The following is a 16,873-nucleotide window of genomic DNA, read 5'->3' as shown; positions in this document are numbered from 1 at the left end:
ATACTATTTTAATATTTGAGACTTAATAATGTAAGTCTTTTTCGGTAACACGCTTGCGAAATACCCAGTAAGTCCAGCCTTGATAAAGTAAAACAATAGGAACCATGGTGAGAGCAACAATGGTCATGATTTTTAAAGTATAGGGACTAGAAGAAGCATTATAAATTGTCAAACTCCAATTTGGGTTAAGACTCGAAACCATAACGCGTGGGAAAAGTCCCCAAAACATCGCCAGGGTAAATAAAAGAATGGTCACGCCATTAAGGATAAAGGAAGCTTTTGCTTTTTGTGAACGCAGCAGGACGTTGGCCAAGATAAGAGCTATGCCGGATGACAGCAAGAGGATTCCGGCCCCTGTGTGCGAGAAGAGATCCGTCTGAACGTACGTTAACCCCGCCATAATCAGTACGATCAAAATAGCTCCTAAGCCCAGACCGCGAGCTGTTTTCCTCGATCGATCAGCCATTTCTCCTGTGGTTTTGAGACTAAGGAACAAGGCGCCATGGAAGGCGAAGACAAAGAGAGTCGTTAGCCCGCCTACAATTGTATAAGGAGAAAGCAGAGTAAAGAAAGTCCCGACGTATTGCATCTTAGCATCGATGGGTACTCCCTTGATTAAGTTTGCCACAGCAACTCCCCAGAGAATCGCTGATAATAAACTGCCGGTAAAAATTGCCCAATCCCAAGTGTTTCGCCAACCGGAGGCTGAATGACTGCTTCTGAATTCGAAGGCCACACCTCTTATAATCAGGGCTACCAAAACGAAAAACAACGCCAGAAAGAAACCGCTGAACAAGGTCGCATACCAATTGGGAAAAGCGGCAAATATGGCACCGCCTGCTGTAATCATCCAGACTTCATTGCCATCCCAATGGGGGCCGATGGTATTAATAATCATTCGACGTTCCACATCATTTTTACCGAGGATAGGCAGTAATATTCCTACTCCAAAATCAAATCCTTCCAGGAAAAAGAAGCCCACAAACAAGACCGCAATCAAGATAAACCAAAGAATATTTAAGTCCATAATGACGCCCCCTTCATTTCATGATCCATTATTTCCGGGCTTGCCTCTTCAGGACCCTTCTTAATGAATTTAACTAAGAGGTAAACATCCGCAATAGCTAAAATTGCATAGATGAAGGCAAAACCGGTCAAAGCAATGAGCATGGAAACAGCTGATACGGAGGTAGAAACGCCCGCCTCGACTTTTTGCAGTCCATAGACAATCCAGGGCTGACGACCGACTTCTGTCAAATACCAACCTGCAGTATTCGCGATATATGGAACTGGAATTGTAAATAATAAGAGCTTTAAAAACCACGTCTTCTGTTCTAAGCGCTTTGTTTTGTAGAAATACAACCCTAGAAGAACCATTAACACCAGCCAGAGTCCTGCGGCAAGCATGATTCGAAAACTCCAGAACAACGAGGTTACTGGAGGTATATAGTTACCTGGTCCATATTGCTTGATATCGGCTGCTTGAAGTTCTTTGATTCCTTTAACTTCTCCAGTAAAGCTATCATAGGAAAGAAAACTTAACAAACCGGGGATTTCAATTTGGGCATTATTTTTTTCCTTTTGTTGATCAATAGAGGCGACTAACAATAAACCTGCCGGATTTTCAGTATTCCAATGTGCTTCAGCAGCCGCCATTTTCATAGGCTGTGTTTTAACAAGATACATACCTTGCAAATGCCCAATTCCAGTAACTCCGAAAGTACTAATGATACCAAATACGACAGCTATATGAAATGAACGACGAAAAACGTCCGAATGGTTCTTCTTTATTAGATGATAGGCGCTAATTCCCATAACGAAAAATGCTGCTGTGACAAATCCGCTGAGCACCGTATGGGGAAACTGATAAAATACATGGGGGTTCGTTACTAAAGCAAAAAAATCAGTCATTTCAGCCCGGCCATTACGCAGAGTAAAGCCAACGGGTTCTTGCATAAAAGAGTTAGCAATTAAAATCCATAAGGCCGAAAGATTGGAAGATATCGCAACTAGCCAAATACTAAGTAGATGTACTTTTTTGGACAATCTATCCCAACCAAAAACCCAAACTCCTAAGAATGTTGATTCTAAGAAAAAGGCCAGTAAAGCTTCAACTGCTAAAGGAGCTCCGAAAATATCTCCGACAAAACGTGAATATTCAGACCAGTTCATGCCAAATTGAAATTCTTGAACTAAACCTGTTACTACGCCCATAGCAAAATTAATCAGAAAGAGTTTACCCCAAAATTTAGTCATCGTTTTATAGGTCTCATTACCTGTCTTTACATAAAAAGTCTCCATTAAGGCAACTAAAATACCAAGACCCAGGGTCAATGGTACAAACAAAAAATGATACGATGTTGTCACTGCAAACTGTAATCTTGATAAAATAAGTTGAGTCATCGACGCACCTCCACTTTCATAGTAACCCGAACTACACCACGTTCAGTTGGATTTGTTACAATTGATCCCCCCACTTCTTTTTTATTTGAATACATTGCGCTAATAATTGGTTTACTGAATAGAATTACATAGAACAATAGATCGATTAGTCAAAATATATATATTATTTCTTTGATTAATATTATACTAATTACAAATAAATCCGTCAATACACTTAGAATAGGTTAAGAATATTTTAAGACACTCGGCAAACCCACACTGCTGGAGCATGCGTAATGAGTCGCAGTGCGGCAATAAGCTCGTCCGCTTATCGTCTTGGCCAGCGGCTTAGGGGGCAGGAATTAAAGAAACCTAAGTAAGTCTGCGGTTTCGTAAACTTACTTAGGTATGCAGCATTCAAGCTAATTAGGGATTACTGAATAACCTCGAAACCTGCATGGGAGTAGGAACTAAGGCCATTTTCGTGGTATAATAAAGCAAGATAAAGGATGAATATGGTCGAAAAACCTTGCAGATGGGGGACGAAAATGTACCGAAAACCTACAGGTCAAATTAGCTTACTCGAAGACTTCAGATTTTTTGCAGGCGGCAAACTTGATGCGAATAACCGTTGGGTCAAGATGGCCGATTTGATTCCCTGGAACGTTGTTGAAGAGCGATATGCTTCTCATTTCCCAAAGCATACTGGAAATGTTGCGAAACCAGTTCGTGTCGCATTGGGTGCCCTCATCATCAAAGAAAAGTGTGGATTTTCCGACGAAGAAACCGTCCAACAAATCATGGAAAACCCCTATTTGCAATACTTCATCGGGCTGGAGGAATTTCAAACCACTCCACCGTTCGATTCATCGAGTATGGTCCATTTTCGGAAACGCCTCGACGCTAAGGTAATTGCTGAACTGAACGAAGCCTTATGTAAGGGAGAAACAAAGACGGAAACTGAAGATCATAAAGATCAAAACACTCCCCCACCAAGTTCAGGTTGTACAGACGACAATCGTCGTGAAGATCAAGCAAGCAGTGAGCAACCACCCCAACAAAACCACGGAAAACTCATTTTGGATGCCACATGCACCCCGGCCGATGTGAAATATCCCACGGATTTTTCTCTACTAAATGACGCACGGGAAAAGTTAGAGGCCATGGTGGACACCTTGCATGAGAATCAAATAGGGAAAGAGCTCAAGCCAAGAACCTATCGACAAAAGGCACGTAAACTCTATCTGAAGTTAGAAAAGAATCGGAAACCCAGAAGTCGTGAAATCCGCAAGGCCATTCGGAAACAGCTGAGCTTCGTTACAAGAGACCTTCAGATCGTCTTGAAACTATCAGCCAAGTACCCAGAAGGACTCAGTAAACGGCAGCAAAAAGACTTAGAAACCATACAAACACTCTTTGAACAGCAAAAAACCATGTATGACAAACGAGTCCACACTATAGAAGAGCGTATCGTGAGCATTAGCCAACCGCATGTTCGCCCGATTGTGAGGGGTAAAAAAACAGCAGCCACAGAATTTGGAGCGAAAGTTGCCATAAGTATCGTCAACGGATTTGCTTGGATCGAGAAGTTGAGTTGGGAAGCCTTTAATGAGGGCACCACCCTGATTGATTCGGTAGAAACCTATAAGGAGCGCCATGGAAACTATCCTGAATCCGTGATTGCCGATAAAATATATCGGAACCGAGACAACCTGCAGTACTGCAAGTTACATGGCATTCGGCTTAACGGGCCCAAACTAGGTCGACCCTCGAAGGATAAAAAAGAGCATTTAGAACAAAGGCGGCTAGAGAAACAAGAGGCAGGCCTAAGAAATGCAGTCGAGGCGAAATTCGGTGAAGGAAAACGTCGTTATGGACTAGGTCGAATAATGGTACGTCTCAAAGAAACGAGTGAGACGGTCATTGGCTTACAGTTCATCATCATGAACCTGGGGAAGCGCCTCCGGGATCTTTTGTACCTTTTTTGGGAAACGCCTTTTTTCGAGTTGGGAGATTTTGTTTGTTGCCTAGAAACTAAAAATATGGGGACTGTTCAGTAATCCCTAATTAAGTTATTTATATCCCTGAGTTTTAAAATAATTTTTCTCAATGACAAGGTCTGCCATATCAATGCCCATGATCGCTTGATCTTCGTCATCTTTTGTGGGCGCTTGTCCTATATATTGTTTATTGGCTAAAACAGCAAAATTCTTTTTTGTATTTAAGAGATTTCTGCCAAAAGCGGTATTGGCATAGAGTTTTTCGTTGATTCCCATTAAGGAAGCAATTGTTGGCATCGTATCAATTTGTCCCCCGGTAATTTTTAGCTCTTCCCCTTTCATTCCTTTGTGAAAAATGATCAGAGGAATCCGTTTGCTGTCATCAAGCCACCAGCTTTGCTGAGGCTGTACTTGTTTTACCTCATCATCATAATACTTGTGCACTCCCGTATGATCACCGTAAATCACGACAACTGTATTATTCAATACTCCGCTTTGGTCAAGAGTATCGAGAAAGTGACCGATCTGTTCATCCGTATAATGGATGCTTTGAAAATAGCCACCCAGTTTAGATTGGTTTAATTCATCGCTTAGTTTGAGCGTACGATATTGCGCCGGTAAGTCAAAAGGATTGTGACTAGTCAAAGTGACAATAAAATTATAGAAAGGCAGCTTCTCTTTTTCTATAATAGGTGGTATCTGCTTTAAGTAAGAACCATCACTGATCCCTAAACCAATTTTTTCTGTCTCGTCAAAATGAGTGACATCATAGGTTTTTTCAAAACCTATGGCCCTTAAAGCGGGCATCCAATTCCAATAAGCGCCTTTATCGGGATGAATGGCCAGCGTTGAATACCCTTTCTGCGCCAGCATTTTAGGCAGTGAATTGTACGTATTATCCGGGAAACGGAAAAAGGTAGCACCGGTGCGAATGGGGTAAACGGAAGTATTCGTCATTAGATCAGCATCAGAACTTGTCCCATTATTAACTTGTTCATAGAAATTAGAAAAATACAAACTGTTAGCCAGCAATTTATTGAGGTTCGGCGTGATTTCCTGGCCATTGATTTTCTGGTTTATGACAAAATTCTCAAGGGATTCAACTTGAATCACCAAAAGGTTCTGACCTGCAAACATGCCTGTAAAATGATTGGTAGGCATGTTTTCTTGTTTTTGCTCAAACCAATTTTGAATTTCCGCTGTTTGCTGAGGCGTAATTGGCTGTACATGCTTATTTTTATAAAAATTATAAAGATCAAAGATATGATAACCCAAAGGAGAAAGGTTAGACATCGTTTGATTAGGAGACCAAGAAACTCTGAACAACATAGTATTAGGGTTTCCGCTTAAATCCAATTGAAGATGTTCATAGTAAATACAAGTTATAGGCAAAAGAAAGGTCAGCAAAAAGGCGATTCGGTATCTGGGTGTTTGCTGAAAAAATGATTTCCTGAAAAACCAAAGGGCAGCATATACTAAAAGATCTGCGAACATTAAAACATCAATCGGCCGCAGCATTGAAATGATACTGCTTGATAAATTATCAAGATTCGTTGTTTGACTAAGGATATAGGGAGAAATAAAACTATTGAAACCCCTATAATACATTAAGTCAGCAAGAACTAATGAAGTCATTAAAATATTGCAGAGCATCATGAACCAAAATCGCAAATGCCCTCGAAATAAGAAGCTAAAGCTCAGTGGTATGAGAATCATGGAAATATAAACAATAAGCGGCGGAGGCGAACTAAAACTATAAAATGCCTTCATAAAATTGAATTTAGAAGAATTATCATTATTAACTAAGCCTAGAAATAAGATAAACTTAGCTAAAATTGAAAGAACCATGAACACTAAGATTATATTATTTTTTACAAATTGCATCAGTTCAATTTTTTTCGGGTTTGCTAATTTTCCTATACCTTGTGTCGAATTTAACTTTGGGGAACTATAAGCAACCCGTTCATCATTTTGCGACAGGATTAATCAGTCCTCTGCTAAATATTTTGCATATAGCATACTTCAAGGAGTCAGAAAAGTCCATACATTAAAATTTGAAGGAGTTAGTGCCAGGCACATCCTCCTTCCCCATATGACGTTAAAATCAGTTACATTAACACGTTCGTAGGATCTTCGAAAACAGTTTTAAAATTGTCATTTTCAACAATTTGGGTAATTAATTCTCTCTTCTCATCCTCTGAATACTCATAAAAGATAGGATTAAGGTCCCATTGATCATTTGCAGGATAATAGCGCAAATTGGCCCTTACGGTCTTTTCGTTTCCGCCATTATGGAAGATGAGTGTTAAAGCGTAGTTGTTAAAGTTATATTCCGGATCAAAACCGGATCCGTTAACTGTAACATCGAAAGTTTCCATTAATTCATCCTCCCTTTTACACCTTTTCGGCATTATCCTTTAGTATGTTGTTCAAGCATTCGAGTTATACAATAAAACTCTTCTGCTATTTAGGGATTACTGAACAGTCCCCATATTTTTAGTTTCTAGGCAACAAACAAAATCTCCCAACTCGAAAAAAGGCGTTTCCCAAAAAAGGTACAAAAGATCCCGGAGGCGCTTCCCCAGGTTCATGATGATGAACTGTAAGCCAATGACCGTCTCACTCGTTTCTTTGAGACGTACCATTATTCGACCTAGTCCATAACGACGTTTTCCTTCACCGAATTTCGCCTCGACTGCATTTCTTAGGCCTGCCTCTTGTTTCTCTAGCCGCCTTTGTTCTAAATGCTCTTTTTTATCCTTCGAGGGTCGACCTAGTTTGGGCCCGTTAAGCCGAATGCCATGTAACTTGCAGTACTGCAGGTTGTCTCGGTTCCGATATATTTTATCGGCAATCACGGATTCAGGATAGTTTCCATGGCGCTCCTTATAGGTTTCTACCGAATCAATCAGGGTGGTGCCCTCATTAAAGGCTTCCCAACTCAACTTCTCGATCCAAGCAAATCCGTTGACGATACTTATGGCAACTTTCGCTCCAAATTCTGTGGCTGCTGTTTTTTTACCCCTCACAATCGGGCGAACATGCGGTTGGCTAATGCTCACGATACGCTCTTCTATAGTGTGGACTCGTTTGTCATACATGGTTTTTTGCTGTTCAAAGAGTGTTTGTATGGTTTCTAAGTCTTTTTGCTGCCGTTTACTGAGTCCTTCTGGGTACTTGGCTGATAGTTTCAAGACGATCTGAAGGTCTCTTGTAACGAAGCTCAGCTGTTTCCGAATGGCCTTGCGGATTTCACGACTTCTGGGTTTCCGATTCTTTTCTAACTTCAGATAGAGTTTACGTGCCTTTTGTCGATAGGTTCTTGGCTTGAGCTCTTTCCCTATTTGATTCTCATGCAAGGTGTCCACCATGGCCTCTAACTTTTCCCGTGCGTCATTTAGTAGAGAAAAATCCGTGGGATATTTCACATCGGCCGGGGTGCATGTGGCATCCAAAATGAGTTTTCCGTGGTTTTGTTGGGGTGGTTGCTCACTGCTTGCTTGATCTTCACGACGATTGTCGTCTGTACAACCTGAACTTGGTGGGGGAGTGTTTTGATCTTTATGATCTTCAGTTTCCGTCTTTGTTTCTCCCTTACATAAGGCTTCGTTCAGTTCAGCAATTACCTTAGCGTCGAGGCGTTTCCGAAAATGGACCATACTCGATGAATCGAACGGTGGAGTGGTTTGAAATTCCTCCAGCCCGATGAAGTATTGCAAATAGGGGTTTTCCATGATTTGTTGGACGGTTTCTTCGTCGGAAAATCCACACTTTTCTTTGATGATGAGGGCACCCAATGCGACACGAACTGGTTTCGCAACATTTCCAGTATGCTTTGGGAAATGAGAAGCATATCGCTCTTCAACAACGTTCCAGGGAATCAAATCGGCCATCTTGACCCAACGGTTATTCGCATCAAGTTTGCCGCCTGCAAAAAATCTGAAGTCTTCGAGTAAGCTAATTTGACCTGTAGGTTTTCGGTACATTTTCGTCCCCCATCTGCAAGGTTTTTCGACCATATTCATCCTTTATCTTGCTTTATTATACCACGAAAATGGCCTTAGTTCCTACTCCCATGCAGGTTTCGAGGTTATTCAGTAATCCCTATTTAAGAGCAGCGGTAGCTAATTGCATTTACGCTCGTGGAAATCAAATAACAAAAGTTTACTTGTCCCTCAGAAGGTTTATTTCTGCAGGGAGCAGTAAGTCGCCCGGTATCCTAGAGGTCTGATAGTGAAAATATCCTAAAACATTCCTAAAGCAAAATTGTTGTGTAAAACGGGTATCCATTGTGACCCGGATTTTGCACGAGATTCTACTTTAAGGCTTTTTATTTCGATTTTCGTAACGTCACCCTCTACTTGAAGAATTTCTAAAGAATCCTCCTCATTAGCCCGGGTGATGTCTGTTAAATATCCAATTTTCTCAGCACTCACTTTGGTGATGGCGATGCCTTTGCCTGCTCGAGACTGAGGTTTAAACTCTTCAAAGGACGTTCGTTTAATATATCCTCGTTCTGTGAGCGTCACAAGGTCACCCAAAGGATTTTCAGGCATTAATAATAGTGCATCGACGACCCGATCACCTTCATTCAGAGTAATCCCCTTCATACCCCGCGCTTTGCGCCCCATAGGGTTAATATCCGTTAACGGGAAGCGAATGGCCTGTCCATAATAGGTGGCAATAAATAGTTCTCCAGCATCTGTTCCTATAAACACCCTGGTTAGGACATCATTTTCTTTGAGTCCCATGCCTTCGGCATTGCGGGCGTGAACAAAATCTTTAACAGGACTTCGCATGACTTGTCCCTCTTGAGTTATAAAGATAAAATAACTCTGATCTGTCCCCTCTTTCACAGATAATATTGCTGCAATGGTTTCCTCTGCTTGAAGTTGGAGTAAATTACTCAGCGGGCTGCCTTTCTCTTTAGGGCCTGCTTCAGGTACAGTCTTGGCTTTTATGCAGTAAAAATTACCTGTTTGCGTGAAAAAGTATAGTGTCTCTTGATCTGTTGCCGAAACTTTTAAGGAGACAACGTCACCATCTTTAAACGATAGAGCGGGCATTGTTTTTATATTCTTGCTTGGCAGGGGAATTCGCTTGATATATCCCTGCTTAGTAAGTATGACTTCAAAGGGATGTTCAACCTCCTCAAAGGAACTGAGATCAAACGTATTTCTCATTTCTTCCGGCATAATACGAGTTCGTCGTTCATCCCCATACTTATCGGCGATGTCTTTAAGTTCATGTTTAATAATTTGAAAGACCTTAGAAACATCTGCTAGGATACCTTCTAATTCTGAAATTAACCGTAAGGTATCGTCATAATCCTGACGTATCCCATCCAGTTCAAAGTTTGTCAGGGTCTGAAGTTTCAGATCCAGAATAGCCTGAGACTGAATTTCTGAAAGCTCAAATCGCGTCATCAGCGCAGCTTTAGCCAGAGCCGGAGTTTTACTGGAACGTATGATTTCAATAACCTCATCAAGATGATTGATGGCAATCATTAAACCTTCAAGTATGTGGATTCGATGTTTTGCTTTTTCCAATTCAAACTTAGTTCGCTTCGTTACAACTATTTTCCGGTGTTCAATGAAAGCCGCATTAATTTCTTTTAATCCTAAAACTTTCGGTGTCCCATCTGGGGTAATGACAAGATTAATGATACCGAAGGTCTCCTCCATCTGAGTGTATTTATATAGATTGCGTAAAACTTCCAGAGGATCCGCTTCTTTGCGGCATTCCACTACCAAGCGAATCCCTTCGCGATCCGATTCATCACGAACCTCGCTAATTCCAGAGATTTTTCCGGAATCAGCATGGGCCTCAATTTTAGATGCTAAGGTCGATTTATTAACTTGAAAAGGTATTTCAGTAATGGCGATCAAATTTTTGCCACTTTTACCTTGTTCTATTACTGCCTTACCACGCATGGTCACTTTTCCACGACCGGTTTTATAAGCGCTGATAATTCCATCAGTTCCTATGATCAAGCCGCCTGTGGGAAAATCAGGACCTTTCACTTTTTCCAGAAGCTCTTCCACGGTGGTGTCCGGATGGTCAATCTGCTGGATTAAACCTGCTACGACTTCCTTTAAATTATGGGGAGGAATATTTGACATCATGCCAACGGCAATTCCAGATCCCCCATTGATTAATAAATTAGGGAAGGGGCTGGGAAGAACGACAGGTTCTTTCAGGCGCTGATCATAATTTGCCTTGAAAAGCACTGTGTTTTTATCAAGATCTTGAGTCATCAATTGCGCTAAGGGGGTCATTCTCATTTCGGTGTAACGCATGGCTGCTGCATTATCGCCATCGATAGAGCCAAAATTTCCTTGGCCATCCACCAAAGGATAGCGAATTGCCCAGGGCTGCGCCATACGAACAGCTGATTCATAAATCGATGAATCACCATGGGGATGATATTTCCCCATGCAATCTCCGACCAGTCGGGCAGATTTACTGTAAGGCTTATCGGGAGACATCCCGATTTCGTCCATAGAGTAGAGAATTCGGCGATGTACGGGTTTTAACCCATCACGAACGTCCGGAACTGCTCTCTGTAAAATGACATGTTTGGAATAGCCTAAGAACGATTCAGGCAGGACTTCTTCCAATGGGCGTTGACTTATTGTCTCTTCATTCATACTCAATTGGTTGGTTCCTCCTTTCTCGTTTACAAATCGTCATCGGTAAAAATAATATTTTCCATCAGGAAATCCCGCCGCGGCTCAACCTGTTCGCTCATTAAGATTCTCAGTTTTCGCTCCGCTTCTAATGTATCATCGATGGTAACTTGAATCATACGTCGATTGGCCGGATTTAACGTTGTTTCCCAGAGTTGTTCGGGATTCATTTCACCAAGTCCCTTGTAACGTGAGACCTTTGCTGTTTTTCCCAATTCCTTTAGTTCCTTTTTTAATTCTTCTTCATCAAAAGCATAACGGATAATCTTTCCTCGTTCTTTTTCCACTTTAAAGAGAGGCGATTGGGCAATAAAAACTCGACCATCTAAGATAAGGGGCTTCATGTAACGGTAAAAAAACGTTAACAATAAACATCGAATGTGAGCTCCGTCAATATCAGCATCCGTCATGATACAGACACGAGCATAATTGCCTTTATCCAAATCAAATTCCTTGCCGATGCCCGAACCTACCGCTGTAATAATGCTTCGGATTTCCTCGTTTTCGAGGATCTTATCCAGCTTTGCCCGATAAGTATTAATGACTTTGCCGCGTAATGGAAGTATCGCTTGAAACCGCCGGTCCCGTCCCATTTTGGCGGAACCCCCTGCACTGTCTCCTTCTACTAAAAATAGTTCATTGCGACTTTTATCTTTGCCGCTGCAGGCAGCGAGTTTTCCGCTTAATGCTTTAACCTCTGCATCACGAGCCTTCTTTTTTAATTCTTTGGCTTTTTTAGCTGCCAAGCGGGCTAAACAAGTCGTTAAGGTGCGGTTAATCACTTGTTTGGCCAAGGATGGGTTTTGTTCTAAGAACTGACTTATTCCTTCGTTGGTTAGGGACTGGACAACACCTTCTATCTCCAAATTAGAGAGCTTTGTTTTCGTTTGCCCTTCGAATTGAGGCTCTTTGATTTTCAGAGATAAAATACAAGTCAAACCGTCACGAAGATCATCCCCGATGAGACTTTCATCTTTTTTAAAGAGATTATTTTTACGCCCGTAATTATTAAACGCCTTCGTTAAAGCAGTACGAAAGCCGGATTCATGAGTTCCACCTTCATCTGTAGGAATATTATTTACATATGAGTGCAGGGATTCATCCTCACCATCGTTATATTGAAGTGCAAATTCGACGATAACATCGTCTTTCTCGCCCATGTAATAGATCGCTTTTTTATGGACCGGAGATACTCCGGCCTCCTTGATAAGATGTTCAACAAAGCCAATGATCCCCTGCTGCTCTAAAAAGATCTCAGACTTTACCTCTCCCCGGTTATCCGTAAGGATAATCGTTAAGCCCTTGTTAAGAAAAGACAGCTCCATAAGCCGGCTTCTTAAGGTGCTATATTTGAAGACCGTTGTCTCCTTGAAAATTAAAGGATCTGGTTTGAAATTGACCTTTGTTCCCGTACCTTTGACCTTTTTACCAATAACTTTTAAGTCAGAAATTAATTCACCGCCCCGAGCATATTCAACCCGATAAAGCTTTCCGTCTCTTTTAATTTCTACACTTAAAAACTCCGATAAGGCATTGACAACACTGGCTCCAACCCCGTGCAGCCCACCTGACGTCTTATAGGTATCTCCGCCAAATTTGCCTCCGGCGTGCAGTGTTTCAAAAGCCAGCCGAACAGCGGTGATATTTTTCCCCGGATGAATGTCCACAGGAATTCCCCGTCCATTGTCCTCAATAGAAATTGAGCCATTTCCATTAAGGGTCACCGAAATTCGATCGCAAAAACCTGCTCCGGCTTCATCAATAGCATTGTCAATGATTTCATAGGCAAGGTGGTGAAGGCCTTTGTTTCCCGTAGAACCTATATACATACCCGGACGGCGGCGTACGGCCTCCAGGCCTTCTAATACCTGTATCGATTCTGCATTATACTGCTTTGCTGACAAACAGTTCACCTCCGAAGTGATTTTACGCTATTTTTGTCATTATGTACAATAACACTTGCTTCTCTACCTTGTCCAGAACTTTGCTAAAAAAAACTGAGTAAAGTGTGTATTTTAGCACAACTTTACTCAGAAATGGTAAATTTATCTATAGTTTCTATAGTTTTTTTTAAAATTACAGATTACACATTAAACAATTTTAACACCTTATCGTCCCTTTTCATTAGCCATTCGTTTTAATTTCTCTCGACCATTTTCAGGCGGAATTAGTTGAACGTCTCGACGGGTCATGGTTAGGGCGTCGCTCGGACACGCCGAAGAGCAAACTCCGCAGCCAATGCAGATCTCGTAATTTACAGTAGGTACAATAGCATTTCCTTGATCAGACATGGTGATCGCCTTAATTTGACATTTGTCTGAACATAGGCCGCATCCCAAGCATTCTTCACTGTTAATTTCGGGTTTGAAATTGCTTGGATGGGCGGCAAAAATTTCTTGTTCATTAATCCCGCGGAGAACTTTGCAGCAGCAGCCACAGCAGCTGCAAATGTAAGTAGGCTTATTCATAACATTGTCGCAGAGATGAACCAATCCTAATTCCTCAGTTTTTTTAAGGACTTCCAATAAATCTTCAACACTTGCCGGTTTACCTAAGCCCTTACGCACAATCCATTCCGCCGCTCCGCCAAGGGACATACAAACTTCAAGCGGTGCATCGCAGGCTTTCCCCAAATGAGTCGCCTCATGTCGGCAAGCACACATTGAAATCGCTCCGCCGCCGGCTTGTTTAATAATTTCTGAAGCTTTTTCGTAATTTAACACTTCAGTTTCCACAGCTAGAGGAATCAGTTTTTCATAAACCAAGGTTCTCATCACCTTGGTATCCACCCCGGCTATTTCCCGCATAACCCCATCCTCATGGAAATAGGTTTCAAATAACTCTGCTAACTCTTTTAAGGTAAGATGGTCTCCTGTCCTCATAAACGTATATTCAAAGAATCCTACTAACATGGGGGACAACATATAATAAAAGGTATTCTTACGGGGGATGTCCAACACAAGACCTTTGTTAGACATGTCCTCCAAAATCACTTTTAACTCTTGCTCTTCAAGCTTAGTGATTTCCGATAGTTTATCCAGAGTCATTGGCAGAGCCGGAAATTGACTGCCAACGAAAGCTTCAGTCTCCGTGTACATTTTATGAAGTATAGCCATTAATGCTTCGTTGATCGGTGCACCTTCCGGTGTCCTGCTCAACCGTTCGGCCAAAGCTTGATAGACTTCTTCTTTGGCACTCACGATATGTCCCATGCTATCGCCTCCTCCAATCTATCCGCTCAACGGGTTCACTCAGTTCTAGCTTCCTCATAGGCGTTATGAATAGCATCTAAAGCTTTACGTGGATTTACCGCATCACCGATCAGCTTCAAGTTTTCGATCTTTCCTTTCAAAGCGAGATAAAGCTCATTTTGCGATCGTGAACCTACAGCAAAAATTACGGTATCTGCCGGAATTAAATTTTGTATTCCTGCACTTTCTGCGATAACTCCATCGGCAGTTATCTCTAAAACCTTTGTTTGATCCAGAGCTTTAACACCATAACGTTTTAAATCGGCTAACATTGACCAGCGAGTACTTGGGCCGATATCTCTGCCGATTCCCTTAGCCATCTCTAATATAGTTATTTTCCTGTTACTTTGAGTCAGCAAGTGATAGAGTTCTTTATCAGACTCCGCATGCTGCAGCATCAGAAAACGCAGCGTCTCACTGTCCAGAGTTCTTGCTTCCGCTAAATATAGAGCCGTTTCCACGCCAACTGCTCCGCCGCCAACGATAATAATGTTTTGTCCGGAAGTCTCGACACCCGCCAAGACATCCCATGCCTGAAGAATCTTCATATTTCCGCGATTCGGTATCGAGGGACTTATTGGACAAGACCCCGTGGCAATAATGACTTTGTCGAAGGTTCCTTTATTGATTTCTTCCATGATCTTTTCCGGAGTTGCCTTTACATCATAAGTAATTCTTACACCCTGCTGCAGGCAGACTGTTTCTAAATATTTGCCAAGATAAAGGAAATCTTTACGTCCCGGTGGGGCAGCTGCCAAGCTCAATTGTCCTCCCGGTTCACGGGTTTCTTCCCAGACTGTGACATGATGTCCGCGTAAACTTGAGACTCGGGCATATTCTAATCCGGCAGCCCCGGCTCCGATCACAAGTAATTTTTGGGGGCTTGAAGTCGGAATCAATCCCCCTAACTCTGCTTCACGTCCGGCTTCAGCATTAACTAAACAGGCAACAGGTTTTAAACGGAACACATTATCAAGGCAGCCCTGATTGCAGCCGATGCAGGGACGGATTGTTTCGGTCCTGCCCTGCATGGCTTTCTTGGGAAGATCCGGATCAGCCATAAGCTGACGGGCCATGCCAATGAAATCCGCTTTTCCCTCTTGCAGGATCCTCTCAGCAAGTTCCGGAGTATTAATGCGGTTGCAAGCGATGACAGGAATCGAGACAGCGTGCTTAATTCCGGAAGCTAAGTATGCAAAGGCTCCGGGAGGAACATTCATGGTGAGTTGAGGCACCGGTGTTTCATGCCAGCCGCCAGTGACATTGAGGGCATTTACTCCAGCCTTTTCCAAGGCCTGACAAAAGGCCCTGGACTCGGTATTGGTATGACTGCCAGGCATAAAGTCATTCCCTGCGACCCGAACAATGATAGGATAATCCGGACCAACAGCACTGCGTACAGCATCAACGACTTCTAAACCGAAGGTCATCCGAGCCTGAAGGTCCCCGCCATAGCGATCTGTGCGCTGATTGGTTAGAGGAGAAAGAAACTGTGATATCAGGTAACCGGCACTGGCCAATATTTCAACCCCGTCAAAACCTGCTTTCTGTGCGCGTTTAGCCGCGCTGACATAAGAGGCAATGATCTCGGATATTTTCTCCTGGGAAAGTTCTTGAGGAACCTGGCCGGTTAACCGGGATGGTATCGGAGAAGGAGCAACGGAAGGCTGACCGGTATGCGCGGAATGAGCATATCGTCCTGCTTGGTAAAGCTGAGGCACAATTTTTGCCCCTTCTTCATGGACAGCATCGACTAACTGGCGCAATCCAGGTATGTAACGATCGTCATCAAGTTGAGTCATCCCAAAGGCGTTCCCGATCTTATCAATACCACAGCCGCCGACAATGATAAGCCCAACGCCACCACGGGCACGACTCCGATAATACTCGATCAGCCGTTCAGTCACTTCACCATCGGGGCTGTACCCCAAATGCATTGGAGTCATGACTAGACGATTAGATAATTGAAGAGTTCCGATTCGGGCAGGAGAAAACAAGAGGGACATCTCAAATAACCTCCTTTTACTTTAGTCCTGAAAAAGCCTTTCCAGGACATTTTCGAAAATAGCATAGTCCTCGTTGGAAAACCGCCCTTTTATCTGTTGATCCATTTTTTCTGCCAGATTGGTAATTTCTAAAATGTTCTCACGAGCCTTTTCTTTTAAAAAAACTAAGAGCGAGCGCCTGTCTTCAGGATCGTCCCTCCTTTCCACAAGGTCTTGCCTTTCCATGCGATCCAAGATGGAAGTCAGAGTCGAACCATCCATTTCCAGACGTTTGGCTAAATCCTTAAACTTAAGTCCGTCATTCTCCCAAACAACGATCAAGACATAAAACTGTGACGGGGTTATTCCGAAAGGAGAAAGATTGCTTTCATAAAAACGATAAATCTTTCTCATGACTCGACTAAGCCTATAACAGACGTATTTGGAAGGACCGCTTGAATTATCGGAGACCAATTCTGTCATAAACAACACCCCCCTATTTTGTTTGTATATTAATTAATTGTATACAAATGAATTATGATCTTAGTATAGCTTGCTTTTATCTA

11 protein-coding genes are annotated in these 16,873 nt (G+C 42.4%); 1 reads left to right on the top strand and 10 read right to left on the bottom strand.

Annotation, left to right across the window (positions count from 1 at the left end; all coding sequences use genetic code 11):
• Positions 1–22: 22 nt before the first annotated feature.
• The gene (gene cydB / locus DESACI_RS11245) at positions 23–1,027 is read right to left on the bottom strand and encodes a cytochrome d ubiquinol oxidase subunit II (RefSeq protein WP_014827317.1); all 1,005 of its coding nucleotides are present in this window, start codon (positions 1,025–1,027) and stop codon (positions 23–25) included.
• Complete coding sequence (locus DESACI_RS11240; protein ID WP_014827316.1) at positions 1,018–2,403, bottom strand: cytochrome ubiquinol oxidase subunit I; 1,386 nt, start codon at positions 2,401–2,403, stop codon at positions 1,018–1,020. The genes cydB and DESACI_RS11240 overlap by 10 nt, the downstream gene beginning before the upstream one ends.
• Before the next feature lie 527 nt (positions 2,404–2,930).
• Between DESACI_RS11240 and DESACI_RS11235 the strand changes: the two genes are divergently transcribed.
• The gene (locus DESACI_RS11235) at positions 2,931–4,442 is read left to right on the top strand and encodes an IS5 family transposase (protein ID WP_049804021.1); all 1,512 of its coding nucleotides are present in this window, start codon (positions 2,931–2,933) and stop codon (positions 4,440–4,442) included.
• Between the two features lie 12 nt (positions 4,443–4,454).
• Here DESACI_RS11235 and DESACI_RS11230 read toward each other — a convergent pair whose 3' ends face one another.
• The 8 genes from DESACI_RS11230 to DESACI_RS11195 all read right to left on the bottom strand — a co-directional run bounded on the left by DESACI_RS11230 (position 4,455) and on the right by DESACI_RS11195 (position 16,790).
• Entirely contained in the window at positions 4,455–6,017 is a 1,563-nt protein-coding gene (locus DESACI_RS11230) for an LTA synthase family protein (protein WP_242833156.1), read from the bottom strand.
• Positions 6,018–6,490: 473 nt separating this feature from the next.
• A complete protein-coding gene (locus tag DESACI_RS11225) occupies positions 6,491–6,760 on the bottom strand; it encodes a hypothetical protein (protein ID WP_014827314.1) in 270 nt (89 codons plus the stop codon).
• Positions 6,761–6,856: 96 nt separating this feature from the next.
• Positions 6,857–8,368: an IS5 family transposase gene (locus tag DESACI_RS11220; protein ID WP_049804021.1), complete on the bottom strand. Its 1,512-nt coding sequence runs from the start codon at positions 8,366–8,368 to the stop codon at positions 6,857–6,859.
• Between the two features lie 258 nt (positions 8,369–8,626).
• Complete coding sequence (gyrA, locus tag DESACI_RS11215) at positions 8,627–11,038, bottom strand: DNA gyrase subunit A (RefSeq protein ID WP_014827313.1); 2,412 nt, start codon at positions 11,036–11,038, stop codon at positions 8,627–8,629.
• Positions 11,039–11,061: 23 nt separating this feature from the next.
• The gene (locus tag DESACI_RS11210) at positions 11,062–12,975 is read right to left on the bottom strand and encodes a DNA gyrase/topoisomerase IV subunit B (protein ID WP_014827312.1); all 1,914 of its coding nucleotides are present in this window, start codon (positions 12,973–12,975) and stop codon (positions 11,062–11,064) included.
• Between the two features lie 204 nt (positions 12,976–13,179).
• Positions 13,180–14,283, bottom strand: a complete 1,104-nt coding sequence (locus tag DESACI_RS11205; protein ID WP_014827311.1) for a 4Fe-4S binding protein — start codon at positions 14,281–14,283, stop codon at positions 13,180–13,182.
• Positions 14,284–14,318: 35 nt separating this feature from the next.
• Positions 14,319–16,328: an oxidoreductase gene (locus DESACI_RS11200; RefSeq protein WP_014827310.1), complete on the bottom strand. Its 2,010-nt coding sequence runs from the start codon at positions 16,326–16,328 to the stop codon at positions 14,319–14,321.
• A 21-nt stretch (positions 16,329–16,349) separates the two neighbouring features.
• On the bottom strand, positions 16,350–16,790 hold the full coding sequence (locus DESACI_RS11195; RefSeq protein WP_014827309.1) for a MarR family winged helix-turn-helix transcriptional regulator: 441 nt from the start codon (positions 16,788–16,790) through the stop codon (positions 16,350–16,352).
• Between the last annotated feature and the right edge of the window lie 83 nt (positions 16,791–16,873).

The organism is Desulfosporosinus acidiphilus SJ4, assembly GCF_000255115.2.
Taxonomy (GTDB): domain Bacteria; phylum Bacillota; class Desulfitobacteriia; order Desulfitobacteriales; family Desulfitobacteriaceae; genus Desulfosporosinus; species Desulfosporosinus acidiphilus.
The sequence above is the reverse complement of the archived record's forward strand: the minus strand, read 5'-3'. Positions and strand labels throughout refer to the sequence as shown.

What these genes read in the sequence shown, in the direction of transcription:
- cydB (WP_014827317.1), bottom strand. Translation starts at nt 1,027, where the DNA reads ATGGACTTAAATATTCTTTGGTTTATCTTGATTGCGGTCTTGTTTGTG.
- DESACI_RS11240 (WP_014827316.1), bottom strand. Translation starts at nt 2,403, where the DNA reads ATGACTCAACTTATTTTATCAAGATTACAGTTTGCAGTGACAACATCG.
- DESACI_RS11235 (WP_049804021.1), top strand. Translation starts at nt 2,931, where the DNA reads ATGTACCGAAAACCTACAGGTCAAATTAGCTTACTCGAAGACTTCAGA.
- DESACI_RS11230 (WP_242833156.1), bottom strand. Translation starts at nt 6,017, where the DNA reads ATGACTTCATTAGTTCTTGCTGACTTAATGTATTATAGGGGTTTCAAT.
- DESACI_RS11225 (WP_014827314.1), bottom strand. Translation starts at nt 6,760, where the DNA reads ATGGAAACTTTCGATGTTACAGTTAACGGATCCGGTTTTGATCCGGAA.
- DESACI_RS11220 (WP_049804021.1), bottom strand. Translation starts at nt 8,368, where the DNA reads ATGTACCGAAAACCTACAGGTCAAATTAGCTTACTCGAAGACTTCAGA.
- DESACI_RS11205 (WP_014827311.1), bottom strand. Translation starts at nt 14,283, where the DNA reads ATGGGACATATCGTGAGTGCCAAAGAAGAAGTCTATCAAGCTTTGGCC.
- DESACI_RS11200 (WP_014827310.1), bottom strand. Translation starts at nt 16,328, where the DNA reads ATGTCCCTCTTGTTTTCTCCTGCCCGAATCGGAACTCTTCAATTATCT.
- DESACI_RS11195 (WP_014827309.1), bottom strand. Translation starts at nt 16,790, where the DNA reads ATGACAGAATTGGTCTCCGATAATTCAAGCGGTCCTTCCAAATACGTC.